The sequence below is a fragment of the Thermobacillus xylanilyticus genome, from assembly GCF_907165215.1.
Lineage (GTDB): Bacteria > Bacillota > Bacilli > Paenibacillales > Paenibacillaceae > Thermobacillus > Thermobacillus xylanilyticus.
In genome coordinates this window covers 24,625-41,727 of sequence record NZ_CAJRAY010000024.1, presented here as the reverse complement: position 1 = coordinate 41,727, position 17,103 = coordinate 24,625, and the positions used below count along the sequence as shown (strand labels likewise).

The 17,103-nt window shown below is 53.5% G+C and carries 13 protein-coding genes, 2 CRISPR repeat arrays and 1 riboswitch (1 of these 16 only partly in view); of the genes, 1 reads left to right on the top strand and 12 read right to left on the bottom strand.

Annotated features, from left to right (window positions below; genetic code table 11):
• Positions 1-186: a CRISPR direct-repeat array (repeat unit 32 nt; unit sequence CTTTCAATCCACGCACCCGCACGGGGTGCGAC); it reaches 2,777 nt to the left of the window's first position.
• A 169-nt stretch (positions 187-355) separates the two neighbouring features.
• The 12 genes from cas2 to bcp all read right to left on the bottom strand — a co-directional run bounded on the left by cas2 (position 356) and on the right by bcp (position 16,017).
• Entirely contained in the window at positions 356-649 is a 294-nt protein-coding gene (cas2, locus tag KJQ12_RS05190) for a CRISPR-associated endonuclease Cas2 (RefSeq protein ID WP_213483765.1), read from the bottom strand.
• A gap of 21 nt (positions 650-670) precedes the next feature.
• Positions 671-1,693 (bottom strand): type I-C CRISPR-associated endonuclease Cas1c, encoded by a 1,023-nt coding sequence (gene cas1c / locus KJQ12_RS05185; RefSeq protein ID WP_213483764.1) that lies wholly within the window; start codon positions 1,691-1,693, stop codon positions 671-673.
• Entirely contained in the window at positions 1,686-2,375 is a 690-nt protein-coding gene (gene cas4, locus KJQ12_RS05180; protein WP_213483763.1) for a CRISPR-associated protein Cas4, read from the bottom strand. Before cas4 ends, cas1c begins: the two co-directional genes overlap by 8 nt.
• Complete coding sequence (gene cas7c / locus KJQ12_RS05175) at positions 2,365-3,216, bottom strand: type I-C CRISPR-associated protein Cas7/Csd2 (RefSeq protein WP_213483762.1); 852 nt, start codon at positions 3,214-3,216, stop codon at positions 2,365-2,367. The genes cas4 and cas7c overlap by 11 nt, the downstream gene beginning before the upstream one ends.
• Complete coding sequence (gene cas8c / locus KJQ12_RS05170; RefSeq protein ID WP_213483761.1) at positions 3,203-5,119, bottom strand: type I-C CRISPR-associated protein Cas8c/Csd1; 1,917 nt, start codon at positions 5,117-5,119, stop codon at positions 3,203-3,205. The genes cas7c and cas8c overlap by 14 nt, the downstream gene beginning before the upstream one ends.
• Positions 5,116-5,835 carry a type I-C CRISPR-associated protein Cas5c gene (cas5c, locus tag KJQ12_RS05165; protein ID WP_213483760.1) on the bottom strand — a complete coding sequence of 240 codons (720 nt, stop codon included), beginning with the start codon at positions 5,833-5,835 and terminating at the stop codon, positions 5,116-5,118. Before cas5c ends, cas8c begins: the two co-directional genes overlap by 4 nt.
• A 207-nt stretch (positions 5,836-6,042) precedes the next feature.
• Positions 6,043-8,493, bottom strand: a complete 2,451-nt coding sequence (cas3, locus tag KJQ12_RS05160; RefSeq protein WP_342344826.1) for a CRISPR-associated helicase Cas3' — start codon at positions 8,491-8,493, stop codon at positions 6,043-6,045.
• Between the two features lie 296 nt (positions 8,494-8,789).
• Positions 8,790-9,964: direct repeats of the CRISPR family, unit length 32 nt; unit sequence GTCGCACCCCACGCGGGTGCGTGGATTGAAAG.
• 187 nt (positions 9,965-10,151) lie between these two features.
• A complete protein-coding gene (locus KJQ12_RS05155; protein ID WP_213483758.1) occupies positions 10,152-11,495 on the bottom strand; it encodes an NCS2 family permease in 1,344 nt (447 codons plus the stop codon).
• Between the two features lie 117 nt (positions 11,496-11,612).
• Positions 11,613-11,714, bottom strand: a riboswitch (purine riboswitch).
• 219 nt (positions 11,715-11,933) lie between these two features.
• Entirely contained in the window at positions 11,934-12,629 is a 696-nt protein-coding gene (locus tag KJQ12_RS05150; RefSeq protein ID WP_015255932.1) for a Crp/Fnr family transcriptional regulator, read from the bottom strand.
• A gap of 35 nt (positions 12,630-12,664) precedes the next feature.
• Positions 12,665-13,681 (bottom strand): HD-GYP domain-containing protein, encoded by a 1,017-nt coding sequence (locus KJQ12_RS05145; protein WP_213483757.1) that lies wholly within the window; start codon positions 13,679-13,681, stop codon positions 12,665-12,667.
• Between the two features lie 191 nt (positions 13,682-13,872).
• Positions 13,873-15,411 carry a glutamine-hydrolyzing GMP synthase gene (guaA, locus tag KJQ12_RS05140; protein ID WP_213483756.1) on the bottom strand — a complete coding sequence of 513 codons (1,539 nt, stop codon included), beginning with the start codon at positions 15,409-15,411 and terminating at the stop codon, positions 13,873-13,875.
• 96 nt (positions 15,412-15,507) lie between these two features.
• Positions 15,508-16,017, bottom strand: a complete 510-nt coding sequence (gene bcp, locus KJQ12_RS05135; RefSeq protein WP_213483755.1) for a thioredoxin-dependent thiol peroxidase — start codon at positions 16,015-16,017, stop codon at positions 15,508-15,510.
• Positions 16,018-16,380: 363 nt separating this feature from the next.
• Here bcp and KJQ12_RS05130 point away from each other — a divergent pair, with 363 nt between their 5' ends.
• A complete protein-coding gene (locus KJQ12_RS05130; protein ID WP_244860434.1) occupies positions 16,381-16,947 on the top strand; it encodes a DNA-binding response regulator in 567 nt (188 codons plus the stop codon).
• Positions 16,948-17,103: the final 156 nt, after the last annotated feature.

The window sequence follows — 17,103 nt, the reverse complement described above, 5'->3', positions numbered from 1 at the left end:
CACAATATCAAGAGATCACGGCTTTCAATCCACGCACCCGCACGGGGTGCGACTGAGTTCCTCACGGTTCTTTTCGCGGTATTGACGCTTTCAATCCACGCACCCGCACGGGGTGCGACCAAGCTGACACCAACATCTCACAACATGATTAAAGCTTTCAATCCACGCACCCGCACGGGGTGCGACAGTATTAACTGCGAAGCCATGAATCGCAAGGCTTTAGCGAGCTATTTTCGCGAACCCTGCTTCAATAACCCGTAAAAATTATAACTCAATCTGATCTATTTCACGAAAACCTTGAATTCAATTGATACGCGAACCTCCCAGGCATTTTATGTTTGCTTGGGGTTCGCACTCATTCAAACAATAACAAGCCTTCCGGATCATAACCTGGTTTTGCGCCGATATGCTCCACCCTTCTTTTCCATTTGCTCCCGAGCAAGTAAAACCTTAAGCTGTCACGCTCCTCATCGATTACCTTCACCAATCTGGCCTTCAACTGTTTGAATTGCACCGGGTCAACCAAACACTCAAACACCGAGTTTTGCACACGTTGCCCGTAGTTTACACAGATTTTCGCTACTTCACGAAGACGCCGTTTACCATCAGTTGTCGATGTCTCCACATCGTAAGTTACAAGTACAAGCAATCGAACTCCACCACCCTACTTCTACAGAAAAGGCGGGTACGCATCAAGATCACCTCGAATATACCTTGCCAGCAGCAACGCTTGAGCATAAGGCAATAACCCCACGGATATCTTCTCGTCCAAGAAAGGATGGGTAATTTCATCTTGTTTACGTTTCTGCCAAGCAGCGATCAGTTCTTTTCGGAGCGCAGGTTTTAACAGAAATGCGCCGTTTTCTTTCTGTATGAACTGATTCGGATCAATCTGTCTGCGATTAACCATACTCAAGATTAATCGGTCAACCAGATACCCGCGCAGTTCTTCCATCATATCCAGGGCCAGACTTGGTCTGCCAGGACGATCTCGATGCAAGAAACCTACCTGTGGATCAAGGCCCACGGATTCCAAAGCTGACTGGACTTCATTGCGTAAAATGCCATACATGAACGATAACATGGCATTCATTCGGTCCAACGGCGGTCTCCGACTTCTGGTGCGAATATAGAAGGCATCTTTATTTACCAGTATGAGTTCATCCAAAGCCCGAAAATATCTTCTCGCGGCATCGCCTTCCAGTCCGCGGATATCATCAAGTGTGCCAAGCTTCATGACAACACCCAGATATCTCTTCAATAATTCAGACTCTTGTCTGACCTTACTCGAGTCTATAACTTCTGCATGATCTCGAAGGCCACGGTTCAAGATCGCTCTGGAATTTGCCACTTTGGCAAATATGATGCTTCTGGCAACTTCCACGGCTTCACTGCCGTCCGCCATTTTGTATTGTTTCCTTCTCAACAAAACGTTGCCTTTGACCGGCCCCTGCACACGGGCAATAAACTGCCCGTTCTCTCGATGAAATGATAAAGAAACCCCGCGCTCGGCACATAGGTGGATCAACGCCGGACTTGCCCCCGTGTATCCGAACGTGATGATGGACTCCAGGTTATGGATAGGCACACGGCCTACAGGGCGATCATCCACTCTTACAACAACATTTTCTCCGTCGCGGGCGAGATAACTGTTTGGGTTGGTCACGTATAACGTATTCAACAACTTACGCATGACCGATGCCTTCTTTCTCGACAGCAGTCATATACCGTCGCATATACTCGCTTGCCCGTTTGCCTGCTAACTTAGGCTGGCAAATTTCAATCAGCGAGCACCGCGAGCATTTTGGAGCCATTACTGCTTCAGGCGTACTGCCTTCGCGAAATAACTCATGCATTTCATTCAACAGCAATGCCGCTTGATTACGAAGATCATGATGGAATTCAACACGTACACGATGTTCAATCTCACCATAATACAAAGCGCCTTCCGGAATGTGTGCTTCAAACATCTCTTCCAGACACATGGCCTGAACACACAACTGCAACTCATCATAAGCATCCGGTTTGGGTTTTCCGCGTTTGTATTCAACAGGATATGGCTTCCATCTCCCCTTGCGCAAGGGGAGGGAAATCCCTCCCTCCCCTTCATCACAACGATGGAACTCCACTACATCCGCTACCCCATAAACGCGCAGCCTGTGGGATACAAGCGGTACCGCACGTGAGATGATCCTGTCGCCGCGAGATTCTTTGATCAATGGATCATCCGCTTTTTCATGCAACAGCTGGCCTTCAAAAGTCAGCACATTGTCCGCCCATTGTTGTTCGATGTGGATGAGTGCCCATTGACGTTTGCAAAAAGAGAAATGCTGTATTCCGGAAAGCATCAAATAGTCTTCTTCGTCACCGACCATCAATGATCTCCACTTCCAACCCATCAAGCGGCTGTATAATAAACTCGTAATCATTGAATGATTTCGGCTCAGCGACACGTCTTTCCACTATCAACGAACGATGCACTTTCGCCGATGAATATTGCCCCAATTTGGAACGATGCGCCCACCAGTACACATGATGAACTTCCATGCTGCCCTCCGGCCGTGCAGACGAAGCGTCATTCTCGAACAGTGTCGCGAGGGCTTGCTTGATCTTCTCCGCGTCTTCGTTGGAGAATCCGGTCTTCTCCGCCAATTGCGGGTTGATGCTTCCGTAGAACACGTAGACTCCGGAATCCACACGATGCTTCATCCCCATCGTGTCAGATCCTCTGGCCGTGCCGGGTTCGGAATTGACGCTCTTGGTAATCTGAATGCTGGTAATATCGATGGGGTCAATGCTTGTTGCCGCATGGATGGAGACCGGTCCGCGGATACCGATGGACACGCTGTCCCCTTTAAATGCGAACACCTGGCCGAAACTGCGAACATCAATCCACTTCGCGCATGCAATTGCGGCGAATTCATCAGGCGACGGTTTCTTCGATTTCATCAGCTTGGCCAGTTCTTCGACCGATTCTGCCCGCTCTCTCAGACTGGTGAATCCGTCTACGTTCCGGTCATTGGACTGAACAAAGATGGACTCTCCCATATCTTGCAGCCGATTGCGAATCTTGCGTTTCAGAGCTACGTCTGAAATCTCACCATGCCCGTCGTAGTTTTGGCGCGGTCGATTTCCGTTAAGAGGGTCGCCATTCGGATTTGCTTTTGTCACCGACAGGACGACAGCGAAATCAATTTTGTGATCAAGCGTTGTCATCGTTCATCACTCCTTGATTATTTTCCGAATAATCCGACTCATTTTCTTTTTTCTTCTGATACAAGGCATGGCGCTGACTGTAGAATCCGAGCAGATACAAATGGGACAATGGCTTGTTGTTGAACTCCTCCACCGGAATCCGGGATGCCACTTCATCGATGATCTTCGTCCAATAGGTTGCTTTCACACCAAGTTTTGTCATATGAGGCTGAAGTGCCGAATAAATGGTGGACCATGTCCTGGCAGGATGGCGTGCAAATGCATTCATATAGCGGATGGCGTTAGTCGCACGGTTGTCTTCCAGAGCGGCCCTTTCGAACACATCCGCAACAGCCAACAGCCTGCCGAACAGATAATCCCTGTCATTCAGACTCTCGTTGAGCCCCACGTTGAACCCTCCTTTATATTCCCGATTGATGAGCGCACAAGCGATGCTGAGCGTCTTCTCCCACTCCCAGGGTTCCATGGACACCGGACTGGAGGCGCGGCGGAATACGCTGTCGAGAATATCCCGGGGAATTCTCCGCCCGTCCACGATGCATGGAATCATGCGCTCGATGAGGCCTTTAACCAGCTCATCTTTCACCCTGCTGCCGTATGCCGCATAGGCGATATCTCTCGTGGCGGGCGCGCCGAAGAATTTCACCCAATTTCCCGCTTCGTCTTTTCGGTATTGATGAAGCCACATACAGGTTGAATGCCATTCCGCCAGCCTGTCCAAATACAACTCCTTGTCCATGTTTCGGTAATACAGAACTGCCATCCGCCCCGTTGTGGCAGAATCGAGGATCATAATGTTGACGTTGGTCTCTTTCGAACCTGTGATGCGATTGCGATAACCGTCGAGCGCTTTGGCGACTTCGCGTGCAAAATCCGTATGCACTTCCGAGATGATCTTCTGCTCCGCCGGTCTGGGATCTATACTGTAGAAATCATCTTCCGGTGGCGGCATCTGAATTGCATCGTTCCCCCAGACGAGAAACACACGCTGGCCGATGATCTTGCCTTGTCGGTTGATTAACCATTTCAACGCATTGTGCGCTTTCTGGGAAACTTCATAGCTGATGCTGGCCGCGTTGCGGCTTTCCCTGAATCTGCCCCTGAACGTGAATCCGCTCGTATCGTTGGCCGAGATTAATTTCGCTTTATCCGCAGCATTACGGATTTTGTTCGCATGGCGCTCAGTGATCGGCAGACGTTGTCCCGTTACATAGCACAGGTCCACGTCGCCCAGCTTGTCGTTGTAGTAACGAATGAACGAGTCATACATTTCAGGGTCTTCCCACACCGGGAGCAACTGCCTGTCAGCCGATCTTACCGTAAACCGGACAAAAGCGCTCTCTACTTCACCGACAAGTACGGAGAATAGCGGTGGCTTTTCGCCGTACAGACGTTCCGCGCGATCATCCCATTTCTCAATGAGACGTTGATTCTCATCAAGGAACAGGACGCGTTCTCGGACCAGATCACGGATTAAGGTACGTTTGCTCAAGTAAGTATAAATGCTTTTGACCTTGGATGATGCATGAGACGATGACGCCCAGTCCTGCAGCTGCTGGATATAGGCGGCATATTGCTCCTCATTTCTTCTGGAACCGCCGTAATCTGCATAGTCTCCTGCGACATAGCCCAGTTTGTCGTGAAGGGGATAGGCGACCACTCCACTGGTCCGACTGGCGGATTCTTCTGTTGTGGGAATGACAGTACTTGCACTCCCCTTGTCCACGACCTCAGCCGAGTGGAATTCACCGTCTTCCGTAACCCGGACTTCAATATGCGCAGTCTGTGTCGTATGCGAAATCGGAAGGAGCATGAATGACTGCTCATTCGCTTTTAACTCAATCTTTCCGACACGGTCCAGATTGGACTGGTACGTCTCATACAAGTTCAAAAGCCAGCTCATGAATACCCCCCCTCATCGTTTTGCGCATACAGCTCGTCAACAGATGTCATGGCGTTCTTGTCGAAATGCTTGGGTTCCATCGAAGACAGCACGCGAACTTGAGTGCACTCTTCGGGACGGATGAACTTGATAACACCGTTGCGCATTACAGGCTGCCACAACCTGACCTCCAGCTGATTGCGGCCCGTTTCATCAGGGTAATTGATGCCGTGCACCATCGTGCCCAGATGAATATCGCCGTAATTGTCGTAGAATCCCTCGCCTTCGCCAAATACACAAGGTTCCACATAGCCTTGACATTCCCGGGTTCCGAGGAAAATGTCCCTTCTGCCGCCAGCTTTGAGAGAGCGCTTCATGATGTTGTGGTGCTTAAATTCGTTCCAGTCATCTTTCAAATCCGGGCGGTGTTTGTTGAATTCAAAGTAAACTCGGACTTGGTAGCGTACATCCCGAAGATACGTGTAGTTGGCGAGCGTGTTTCCGCCTCCGTACTCAATCGGTCGGACACCTTTGGACTCCATACGAATCGGATTCATGATGCGGACTTCATCCACAAACATCGTAATTGAAGGCTTCCAGTATATTGATTCAGCGATTCCTTTCAGTGCTTGGTAGGTCGGAACTTGATACGACAGTTTTTCTCCCCCTATTTTTGTCAGGGGATCGGTAAAAAGCGCGTAAGGACCATACACGACGAACTCGATACTGTTACGCATGGAATCACCCCCTTTATTGTCGAATATTGGATATATTACTAGTATAATATTCCAATCCCAATTGGTCAAATATTTTAATACATAATATGAAATAAAATTTTAGATCCCCTGGTATGTTATAATGAACTGTCGTTGCTCAGCAACGCGGATTGAAAAATATGGTGTATGAAATGAGAACCTATCGAGTGAGATAGGTTCTCTGCTTTTCTACAACAGGTACAACCCCCATTCACCGTCATTGTCCGGACTCACCCCGTACTCGTGGTTATAGGCGGTCTCCATAAGCGCATACACTTTTCCATCCATTAACGATATCACCCCATCATGCTTTGTCAGTCGGTCAAGTTCATGCTTGTACAGATTGACCGTGTACCGTTGAGCGCGGCGCATCAGATTGGAGAGATCGGCAAGGGATGTTTCTCCATTGAAACGTGCGATGATCTCACTTCCTTCCTCACCATAAGGCACCAATACAGCGGTCGTCGGGCTGTCAATCACTTGAAAATGCTGGGCCGCCGTTCGCATACTGTTCAAGCTGAAAAGCGTCGGCCTTCCGCCCTTGTTTCTGACATATGCTTGTACAAGGGAATCCGGGCCGTCATCGGAAATCAGCAGACTGATCATATCCCTGTGCAACGGCGGAATGAAATAGTTCAACTGAAGCCGAAAATGCTGATAGAAATCCGCAAAGTACCTGCTGATCGCCGCATCGGAGAAAATATCCCCGCAATATGCTGAAGGATCTCGCTTCATGTCAACCAACATAGCGCGAGTCAAGGATTTGCCGATCTTGATTTCGGGCAACCTGTCCAAATTCTCCTCAGCATGATCAATGATATAGACAGGACGAAGGGGATCCTTTCCGTGCCGATTACAACGTCCCGCAGCCTGGGCAATGGAGTCGAGTCCGGCCAGCGATCGGATGACGCAATTGAAACTGATATCGACTCCCGCCTCAATCAGTTGGGTGCTGACACAGACCAGCTTTTCGTTCCGTTCCAACCGTCTCCGGATTTCCTGTAATTTATCAGCACGATGCGCCGCGCACATTGAGGTACTGAGATGGTAAATGGAACACTCATCGTCTGCCAAAAGCTCCTTCAATTGTTCATAGAGCTTCTTGACAACTGTTCTGGTGTTCAGGATAACGAGGACATTGGACTGCTTCTCTACTTGTTCGCGGACGAAGGATGCGAGCTTTTCTGTATCGAATGTCTCCTGGGAAGCTCGATCAATAACGTTCACACGCTTGAAAGCACAGGTAATGTCTTTCGTGCGGGGAATCATATCGGCTTTTGCCGGGATATTCAACTTATGTTCCACATAATCAAGTGCCGGTTGTGTAGCCGTGCACAAAACAATGCTCGAATCACCGAAATCTTTAAGAAAATTCAAGGCACGATTAAATAACGAGACGCAGTGAACCGGCACCTTCTGAACTTCATCGAACACAATGACGGATCGGGACAAATTATGGAGCCTTCGGATGTTACGACTGCCATGCGCATAGAAGACGTTCAGAAACTGCACCATCGTCGTAAAAATAATCGGTGCATCCCAGTTGTCCTTTGCGAGTTTCAATTTCTGATTTACGTTTACCAATCCATCTGCCCATTCATCGTCGTAGGTATGATCAGGATCATCAACGACATTGGAATGATGCTCCAGCACCCGCTCATCGTCCTGCAGGATTTGCCGGACTTCTTCTGCATTTTGCTCGATAATGGTCGTGTATGGAACGATGTAGATTACTCGCTCTTTGTGGCGGTTCAGTGCGTGTTTCAGCCCGTAACGCAAGCTTGCCAACGTCTTGCCGCCTCCGGTCGGAATCGATAACTTATAGATATCCGAAGGCTGCTCTGCGAAGTTATCACAAGAATCGGACATTAACCGACGATAGTGATTGACCGGCGATATATCTTCTGAGTCCTTATTAAGTTCAGATAATTTGATTAGAAGTTTTTCGTAGTAATTTGCAAATAAATCTTTTGTGTCCGTTGCCGGCGACCAAGTCTTGTTCTCCTCGAATAATCGTGTGTCAGTCCGGTCTGCATCAATTAACGCGCTGAACACATATTTCGTCAGAAACATGAGTCGGCTTCGGCCGTCTTCGGAAGACGGTTTGGTCAAGAATACAGCGAGTTCCTGGGCAGCCGATTCCACATACTGACGGAAATGTTCTCTGTCCATGACCAGCTTATGGAAACCATCCGTAATGGCATCCAAATCATCAATATGCTTTTCCTGTATGCGCGTCAGGTAAGGCGATTCAGCTTCGGGGCTTATATAATCGTGCAGATATGCATGGTGAGAGATAATTGCGTTACAGACAATTTCCGCCAACAAATAGAGGTTCTTATCACGAGGTCCGGCCTTTACAAATCGGTCCAGCAGTTGACCGCCTGCAGTGGAATGATCCACGCTCCCGCGCTTGGGAGGATTGTCTGGATTCCGGGAAGCGGTGAGAATGTAATTTACGAACTTAACACTGAACTTGCCTGCATCATGCAACAATCCGGCCAGTCCCGCAATATGTTTGACTCCAATTTTATCCCCAATCCACTCTGCAATCTGCCTGACACTATGGGAATGTTCTTCAACCGTCTGAATTTTGCCGTCACTTTGTCGAATATGGGCAATGGACCGCAATGACAGCACCTCCGACTTAAAGGGAAAACGAAGATGAATGAATAGTTCTTTGGAAGATAGTTCCTGTGTCCTAATATTGGATATTCAGTATCGAAACTCCTTCTTTCGAGGATTGTTTACTGGAGAAAAATTTATTTACGCGAACCTCAAGCTCACATAAAATTGCCAGGAGGTTCGCGCTCTTAGATTGATACGGCAAGATCAAGAAAAATCAATGAAATTTGATGGTAGACAATGCATCATTTCTGCATGTTCGCGGAAAACACCTGGAAAATGCTATAATTAAAGGGCGCATACACGATGCAGTCGCACCCCACGCGGGTGCGTGGATTGAAAGACGGCGGACATTTAGGAATGAGGGGGTAAGCATAGTCGCACCCCACGCGGGTGCGTGGATTGAAAGCGTTCAGTCTCAGAGGGGATCATTCATCCAGTATGGTCGCACCCCACGCGGGTGCGTGGATTGAAAGAGCGGTGGGTGGATACGCAGGCGAAGGCGTTCGGGGTCGCACCCCACGCGGGTGCGTGGATTGAAAGGCGGACGTGCTTAAAACGTACTTGCAAGGGGGAGAGTCGCACCCCACGCGGGTGCGTGGATTGAAAGACACCTTCCCAGGCTCCTTGCCAGTCGCCGGTGAAGTCGCACCCCACGCGGGTGCGTGGATTGAAAGACGTCCACCCGGCTCGGACGCATCCCCGGCGACGGTCGCACCCCACGCGGGTGCGTGGATTGAAAGCGGGTTATGGTTTCTTGCGCCGATCCGTGGATGAGTCGCACCCCACGCGGGTGCGTGGATTGAAAGAAGATCAACCCGGACCCGGTGGAACCGTGGCGCGGTCGCGTCGCACCCCACGCGGGTGCGTGGATTGAAAGTGGGACGATCAACAGGAATCCTCGACCGAACGCGAGTCGCACCCCACGCGGGTGCGTGGATTGAAAGTCCCTCTCAATGGGACATCCTAGCCCTTTCGGACTAGCGTCGCACCCCACGCGGGTGCGTGGATTGAAAGCATTTCGTACCGAAGACCGCTATCACTTCGAAGTAGTCGCACCCCACGCGGGTGCGTGGATTGAAAGCGGCAGCAGTCGAAGGAATCCGAGCGCGAGATCGTCGCACCCCACGCGGGTGCGTGGATTGAAAGCGGTCGCGGATGTGTCACTGGTCACGTCGATCGAGTCGCACCCCACGCGGGTGCGTGGATTGAAAGAGTTCGCGTGTTGCGCCTTGCAACCCCCTGCGCGGTCGCACCCCACGCGGGTGCGTGGATTGAAAGCCAAAACATGTCGATGGCTTTTTCCAGATTGGAGACGTCGCACCCCACGCGGGTGCGTGGATTGAAAGAACCTGCTTGCGCAGGGTGCACAACGCGGCCTGAAGTCGCACCCCACGCGGGTGCGTGGATTGAAAGTATGATCGTCCGAAAGGCGCTGATCGAATCCTTGAGGAGTCGCACCCCACGCGGATGCGTGGATTGAATCCGGACTTCGACATCGTTTTCAAGGTCGGTACTGCCGGTCACAACCCAAGTTGGGCAGAGTCGCACCATCAACCACAATCAATGCTGTGATGAGAAACCGAACACGTCGCTTGATTACCGACACGCTACCGCCCCACGCCAAACAAAAAAAGCAGCGCCGGTCCAGCGCTGCTTCCGCAAACTTCTGATTATTCCCCGTTCAGGAAGATGTAGCGTGCCAGGATGAGAATTGCCAGTACCCACATGAGCCAGTGGATCTTGTACTTGCTGCCGTCCTCCGCGGTCTTGCCGGCCAGGTTGGCGACAAGCGCCAGGACGACGTAGGACACGATGCCGAAGGAAATGCCGTTGGCGATGTTGTACGTGAACGGCATGATGACGATCATCAGGAACGCCGGAATCGCGTACACCATGTCGGTGAAGTTGATGTTCTTCACCGATTGCATCATCAGCACGCCGACGATGACGAGCGCCGCGCTCGTGGCCGCACCCGGGACGAGCGCGACGATCGGCGCGATGAACAGCGCCAGCAGGAAGAGCACGCCGGTCGTGACGGCCGTCAGGCCGGAGCGGCCGCCCTGCGCGATGCCGGACGAGCTTTCGACGAACGCCGTGACCGTGCTCGTGCCGAGCATGGCGCCGCCGCTGACGGAGATCGCGTCAACGAGCATCGCCTTGCCGATCTTCTTCTTGCCTTCACTGGTGTTCGTGTCGACGCCGGCCCGGTTCGCCGTGCCGACGAGCGTGCCGAACGTGTCGAACAGTTCGACGAACGTGAACGTCAGGATGACCGTGACCAGACCGACTTCAAATGCGCCCTGGAAGTCGAAATGCCAGAAGTTCAGCGCGCCGAAGTCCGGCACCCACTGCGCGTCATCGCCGATCGATCCGATATTGCCCGTAATCGCCGCGACGATCGTCGTCAGCACGATGCCGAGCAGGATGGCGCCCGGAACCCGCAGCACCATCATGACCGCGATCAGCACGATGCCGATGATCGTCAGCCAGACATTCGCGTCTTTCAGCGAACCGAGGCCGATGATCCCGTCCGGCGTAATCGACATGATGCCGCTGTTCTTGAGGCCGATGATCGTGATGAACAGGCCGATGCCGACCGTGATGGCATGCTTCAGGCTGTCCGGAACCGCCGTCACCAGCATTTGCCGGATTTGCGTCAGCGTCAGAATGATGAAGATGATCCCGGAGATGAATACCGCCGTCAGGCCCACCGCCGGCGAGATCGGCTCACCCGTGGCCTGGGAAGTCGCGATCGTCGCCGCGAAGTACGCGTTCAGCCCCATGCCCGGCGCGAGCGCCACCGGGAAGTTGACGAACAGCCCCATGGCGATCGTGAAAATGCCCGCAGCCAATGCCGTCGCGAGGAAGACCGAGTAGAAGTTCAGCCCCGCCCCTTGAAGGATGGCCGGGTTGACGGCCAGGATGTACGCCATCGTCATGAAGGTCGTAAGTCCCGCCATCAGCTCCGTGCGGATGTTCGTTCCGAGTTCCTTGAGCCGGAAGAAACGTTCCATAGCTCCATAACGCCCCCACATCAAAATTTGTGAAAACAGAAAAAACCTACGGAGGATGGTCATCTCTCCATAGGTTCTGCGAAAACAGGAGAATTATGCCTGCCGGACCGGTATGCAGACGACTCCCCTGCTTTTCGTAGCAAGATCATTTACGGTGACCTTGTAGAGACTCCCAAGCCAGATTCCCGGGATTATACGAAAAGCTTTTCCGATTTTCACAATTCTCCCTCATTCTACTGATCTTTGTCGCCTGCTGTCAATGGGTTTCACGAATGTTTTGCCCGCAATCGACCTTTTTGTTCGGATTGGAATCGCTTTCCTTGAAACAGAACCCTGTATCTCCCAGCCATTTTTAATGAAAAAAGCCTCCGCCATTCGGTCGAAAGCCCGTGAAACGCGTCTGCGGCAAGCCGGCCGGCGCCCGTAACCGCGCTGGATTCAGTTTTCCTCCTGCAGCCGTTTGACGAGCAGCTCGGGATTCGGAAGAAGGATCATTTTTTGCCGGATGACGATCAGCCCTTCTTCCTGCAATTCGTTGAACACCTTCGTCACCGTCTCGCGTACGGCGCCGACCATTTCCGCTATCTGCTGGTGTGTCACCTTGATGCCGATCAACAGCCCTTCCGGGGTCTCCGTTCCGTTCTCCTGCGCCAGGCGCAGCAATCGCTTCATGATCCGTGTCCGCACGTTCAGGAACGTCAGATCGTAGATCTGCTGATTCGCCTTGCGCAGCCGCTCCATCGTATCATCCAGCAAATAGAGCGCCAGCCGCGGATGATCCAGGATGAGCCGCTCGAACACATTCCGTTTGAGGGCGTACACCTTCGTAAGCTGCGCCGCTTCCGCGGACGCGGAGCGCTGCGCCCCCGGCTTCATCATCGCCATCTCGCCGAAATAATCGCCGTCCCGCAGATACGCCAACATCACTTTCTTCGTGCCGTCGAACGTATAGATCTGAACGGCGCCGGAACGAATGAAGTAGACATCGTCCCCTTCGTCGCCCTCAACGAAAATGACCGTTCCTTTCTTGAACGTCCGCTCCGTCAGATACGGGGCGAGACTTTCCGTGACTTCGGGATCCATTTCACGAAAAAAAGGAATCGCGGATCTGAGACGCGCCGCATCGATTGACACCTTGTACACTCCTCCCCGGCACCGTTCCCGCAGCCTCAGACGGCTGCCGCACCTGGTTCCAGGATCACTTCTTCGATAAACTCCGTCGGGAAATGCATCAGGTCGATTCTCAAGCCGTGATCGTGCGTCTGAATCACCGGGCGTGAAAGTTGACCTTTGTGCATTTCGACCACGGTGCCGACCATCCCGTTCGACAGCCGCACCATGGTGCCGACGGGGTATGGCGTGACGCTCTGGACGAATGCGCGGACGACGGAAATATGATAATGCGTGTCTACCTTCGACATGATGTATTCAATTCCTTCATGGGGAAGCCGGTTCTCGCCGATTTCGTTGACAAAATGGTCATAATCGTTCGCAACGGCCACAATCTGCGCCGCTTGCCGGAACTGTTCCCCCTGAACCCCCAGCGGATATCCGGTGCCGTTCACCTTCTCGTGATGCTGCAGCACCACGTGGGCCGACAGAAGCGGCAGTTCGGGATACCGGCGCATCAGGTCGAAGCCGACGCGCGGGTGATCATATTCCGGATTGACCGCATGTCTCGACACGCGTCCGATATCGTGCAGGAGCGCGCCGATCGCAAGCGTCTTCAGTTGAAGATCGCTGTAGCCCAGCTTCATCCCCGTCATGACGGCAAGCAGGCAGACGTTGACGCTGTGCGCGTACAGATAGGCGGCTTCGGCGCGGTGCTCCTTCATCTGGAACCCGCCGTCCGCCTCCGTGAGGACATGCCGGACGATATCGTTCGCCAGACGCATGATCGGCCGCGGTTCCAGCCTTTCCGACTCCGCCACGGAATTGAAAAATCCCCGGACGGCATCGAACGCCGCGGCTCGCAGCACTTCCAGCTGATTGACGGGACTTGTCGAAACTTCGTTCGGCCGCCGGTTGTCGATGTACGCCCCTTCGACATTCATCCGGATCAGGCCGCTTATCATTCTCCGGGTCAGCACCTGTCCGCTCGACAAAATCAAGCGGCCGTCCGTCGTGTACAGCGGACGCCCCAGCCTGTCTCCTTCTTCTAGTTCTGAGGTTGGTACCCACCGCATGAAAATCCACTCCATTATGACTACTTCAAAAATATTGAACCAGTAAGATCATACCATAGACCCATCCCGCATTTCTGTAACTGCGGCCACAAATTGGACATGAAATTCGAAAAAATTGTCGATTTTCCCCTGATTGCGCGGGCAAAACAACAAGACAGCCCCGCATATGCGGAGCTGTCGGCTCATCTGCTTTACTCCCATTCGATTGTCGCCGGCGGTTTCGATGTAATGTCGTAGACGACGCGGTTGACGTTGTCCACTTCGTTCACGATCCGAACCGAGATGCGTTCGAGCACATCCCACGGGATCCGCGCCCAGTCGGCCGTCATGCCGTCGATCGACGTGACGGCGCGGATGCCGACCGTGTAGGAATAGGTGCGGGCATCGCCCATGACGCCGACGCTCTTCATGTTCGGCAGCGCGGTGAAGTATTGCCAGATCTCACGGTGCAGCCCGGCATTCGCGATCTCCTCGCGCAAGATCGCATCGGACTCGCGCACGATGCGCAGCTTCTCCTCCGTCACTTCGCCGAGGACGCGGATCGCAAGTCCCGGACCCGGGAACGGCTGGCGCCACACGATCTCCTCGGGAAGACCGAGCGCTTCGCCGACTTTGCGCACTTCATCCTTGAACAGCGTCTTGAGCGGCTCGACGAGCTTGAATTGCATGTTCTCCGGCAGACCGCCGACGTTGTGGTGCGACTTGATCGTCTGCGCCGTGGCGGTGCCGCTTTCGATGATGTCGGTATAGAGCGTGCCCTGGGCGAGGAACTCGAAGTCGTCAAACTTCGCGGATTCCTCCTGGAACACGTAGATGAACTCGTTGCCGATGATTTTGCGCTTCTGCTCGGGGTCTTCGACGCCCTTCAGCTTGTCCAGGAACCGGCGGCTCGCGTCGATCTTCACGACCTTCATGTCGAACTTGCCGGCGAACGTCTCCATGACGCTCTCCGCTTCGCCCTTGCGCAGCAGGCCGTGGTCAATGAACATGCACGTGAGCTGATCGCCGATCGCCTTGTGGACCAGCACCGCGACAACGGACGAATCGACGCCGCCGGAGAGGGCGCAGAGCACTTTTTTGTCCCCGACCTGCTCCCGGATCTCCCGGACCGCGTCCTCGATGAACGTCGTCATCGACCAGTTGCCTTCGCATCCGCAGATCTCGAACAGGAAATTGCGGATCATCTCGTTGCCGTAAACGGAGTGGCGTACTTCCGGATGGAACTGGACGGCGTAGTAACGCTTCTCCGGATGGCTCATCGCGGCGACCGGCGCGCTCGGCGTGCGGGCGTCGACGCGGAAGCCCGGCGGCAGTTCGACGACTTTGTCGCTGTGGCTCATCCATACCGTCTGCCGGCGGTCGAGACCGCTGATCAACCGGCAATCCGCTTCGAATTCAATCTCGGCCTTGCCGTATTCGCGCTTGCCCGCCCGTTCCACCCGGCCGTTCAATTGATGCGACATCATCTGCATGCCGTAGCAGATGCCGAGGATCGGCACCCCGAGCTCGTACACTTCCGGATCGACGAGCGGCGCGTTCTCTTCGTACACGCTGTTCGGGCCGCCGGAGAAGACGATCCCTTTCGGATTCAGTTCACGCAGCTTCGAAGCCGGCGTATTGTACGGCAGCAGCTCGCTGTACACGCCCAGATCGCGGATGCGCCGGGCAATCAGTTGGTTGTATTGGCCCCCGAAATCGAGCACCACGATGAGTTCATTCGGCTTGTCCATGGTACGCCTCCCTCAATTCATACCGCTAATTATACTGAACGGATTTTCGGGGCGTCAACGTGCTTGGGCGCCCAGGCGCACCGCCTGCAACTGCTGTCAGACCGTCGGCGCGGCGGCCGATTTTTGCTCCGTTGATGTCGACTCCCTGTACTCGCGGATCGCCTGCAGAACCGCATCGATATGGCCCTTCAAACGCACATTCCGCCACTCGCGGATCAGTCTGCCTTCTTCGTCGATCAGGAACGTCGAACGAACAATGCCCATATACTCGCGTCCGTACATTTTCTTCTGCTGCCATACGCCGTACTTCTCGCACACTTCGTGATCCGGATCGGACAAGAGCAGAAAAGGAAGTCCGTATTTGTCCCGGAACCGGATGTGGCGTTCGACTTCATCCGTGCTGACGCCGATGACGACCGCGCCATGTGCCGTCAGTTCGCTGTAGGCATCCCGGAATCCGCACGCCTGCTGCGTGCAGGTCTGCGTCATATCCTTCGGATAGAAGTACAACACCACAAGTTTCCCGCGAAAATCGCTCAATCGGATATCCCCGTCCGCCGAAGGCAGTGTGAAATCGGGCGCCTTCGCTCCGATGGACAGTGTCATGGCCGCGCGTTCCTCCCTCGAAATCCTTACATCTAAATATTCATTGTATCAAAATCGGGGCTGCGTTCCGGACAAAAATCGCACAAATTGGCAAACGCTTGATTTTTTCCAGGCAGCCGGGTAGCATGGAGGTGGCAACAACGCGTGTAGCGCACCGTCCCATTGTCAGACAGCATGAATATTGTGGCGCGTGAAGCACACCGTCCCATTAACCGCATGAAGCGGAAGGGGCGGTGTTATTTTTTTTCGAAAGGAGACGGGTTGATGGATCGGACATTCGAGACTCATTATGACGCATGGATGAAGCGGCAGATTGCGGCCAGTGCGGGAGAACGGCGCAGGCGGCTGCAGGAGCACGGCTATTTGGAAAGAAAGCTGCTCCAGAACGTCTGGTGGCCTGCGGTCGGTTCGTTCGAGCACCTGCATGCGGAATACGAAGTTGCAGATTTCAAGGACGGCGTCCGGTTTCTGGACTTCGCGTATCTTCGCATGCCCCACCGGATATGCCTGGAAGCGGACGGATTCGGGCCGCATGCCAGATACGCGGACCGGCACAAATTCTCGGACGACCTGACGCGCCAGAACCACCTGGTCATCGACGACTGGCGGGTGCTCCGTTTCTCGGCGGATGATATCGAGAACCATCCCCGGAAATGTCAGCAGGTCGTTCTTCAACTGCTGGGGCGATTGTTTGGAGGCAGAGACCCCTATGTCGAATTGCCGGTTATGAAAAGAGAAATCCTGCGGTATGCCGCATATTCGCCGGGGCCGGTCAAACCGTCAGAGATCCAGGGATTATTGGGAGTCGGCGACAAAACCGCCCGCAAGCTGTTGAGGGAGTTGGCTGGCGACGGTTATCTGGAACCGGTGAATGGCACCCGTCGGTTTCACAGCTACCAGCTTGTCCGATCAAAAGTGAAACTATTATAAGGCCGCCTCTAACGGCACCTTGTGCCGTAATTTGGCTCTTTGCCGCGCTCTGACGGGCGATTAACGGCACCAAATGCCGTTAAATGCCGATGACGCGCGAGACCGGGCGCTCAGCGACGCCAATAACGGCACCTCGTGCCGTTATTGGGCCCACTG

What these genes read in the sequence shown, in the direction of transcription:
- cas1c (WP_213483764.1), bottom strand. Translation starts at nt 1,693, where the DNA reads ATGCGTAAGTTGTTGAATACGTTATACGTGACCAACCCAAACAGTTAT.
- cas4 (WP_213483763.1), bottom strand. Translation starts at nt 2,375, where the DNA reads ATGGTCGGTGACGAAGAAGACTATTTGATGCTTTCCGGAATACAGCAT.
- cas7c (WP_213483762.1), bottom strand. Translation starts at nt 3,216, where the DNA reads ATGACAACGCTTGATCACAAAATTGATTTCGCTGTCGTCCTGTCGGTG.
- cas8c (WP_213483761.1), bottom strand. Translation starts at nt 5,119, where the DNA reads ATGAGCTGGCTTTTGAACTTGTATGAGACGTACCAGTCCAATCTGGAC.
- cas5c (WP_213483760.1), bottom strand. Translation starts at nt 5,835, where the DNA reads ATGCGTAACAGTATCGAGTTCGTCGTGTATGGTCCTTACGCGCTTTTT.
- KJQ12_RS05155 (WP_213483758.1), bottom strand. Translation starts at nt 11,495, where the DNA reads ATGGAACGTTTCTTCCGGCTCAAGGAACTCGGAACGAACATCCGCACG.
- KJQ12_RS05145 (WP_213483757.1), bottom strand. Translation starts at nt 13,681, where the DNA reads ATGCGGTGGGTACCAACCTCAGAACTAGAAGAAGGAGACAGGCTGGGG.
- guaA (WP_213483756.1), bottom strand. Translation starts at nt 15,411, where the DNA reads ATGGACAAGCCGAATGAACTCATCGTGGTGCTCGATTTCGGGGGCCAA.
- bcp (WP_213483755.1), bottom strand. Translation starts at nt 16,017, where the DNA reads ATGACACTGTCCATCGGAGCGAAGGCGCCCGATTTCACACTGCCTTCG.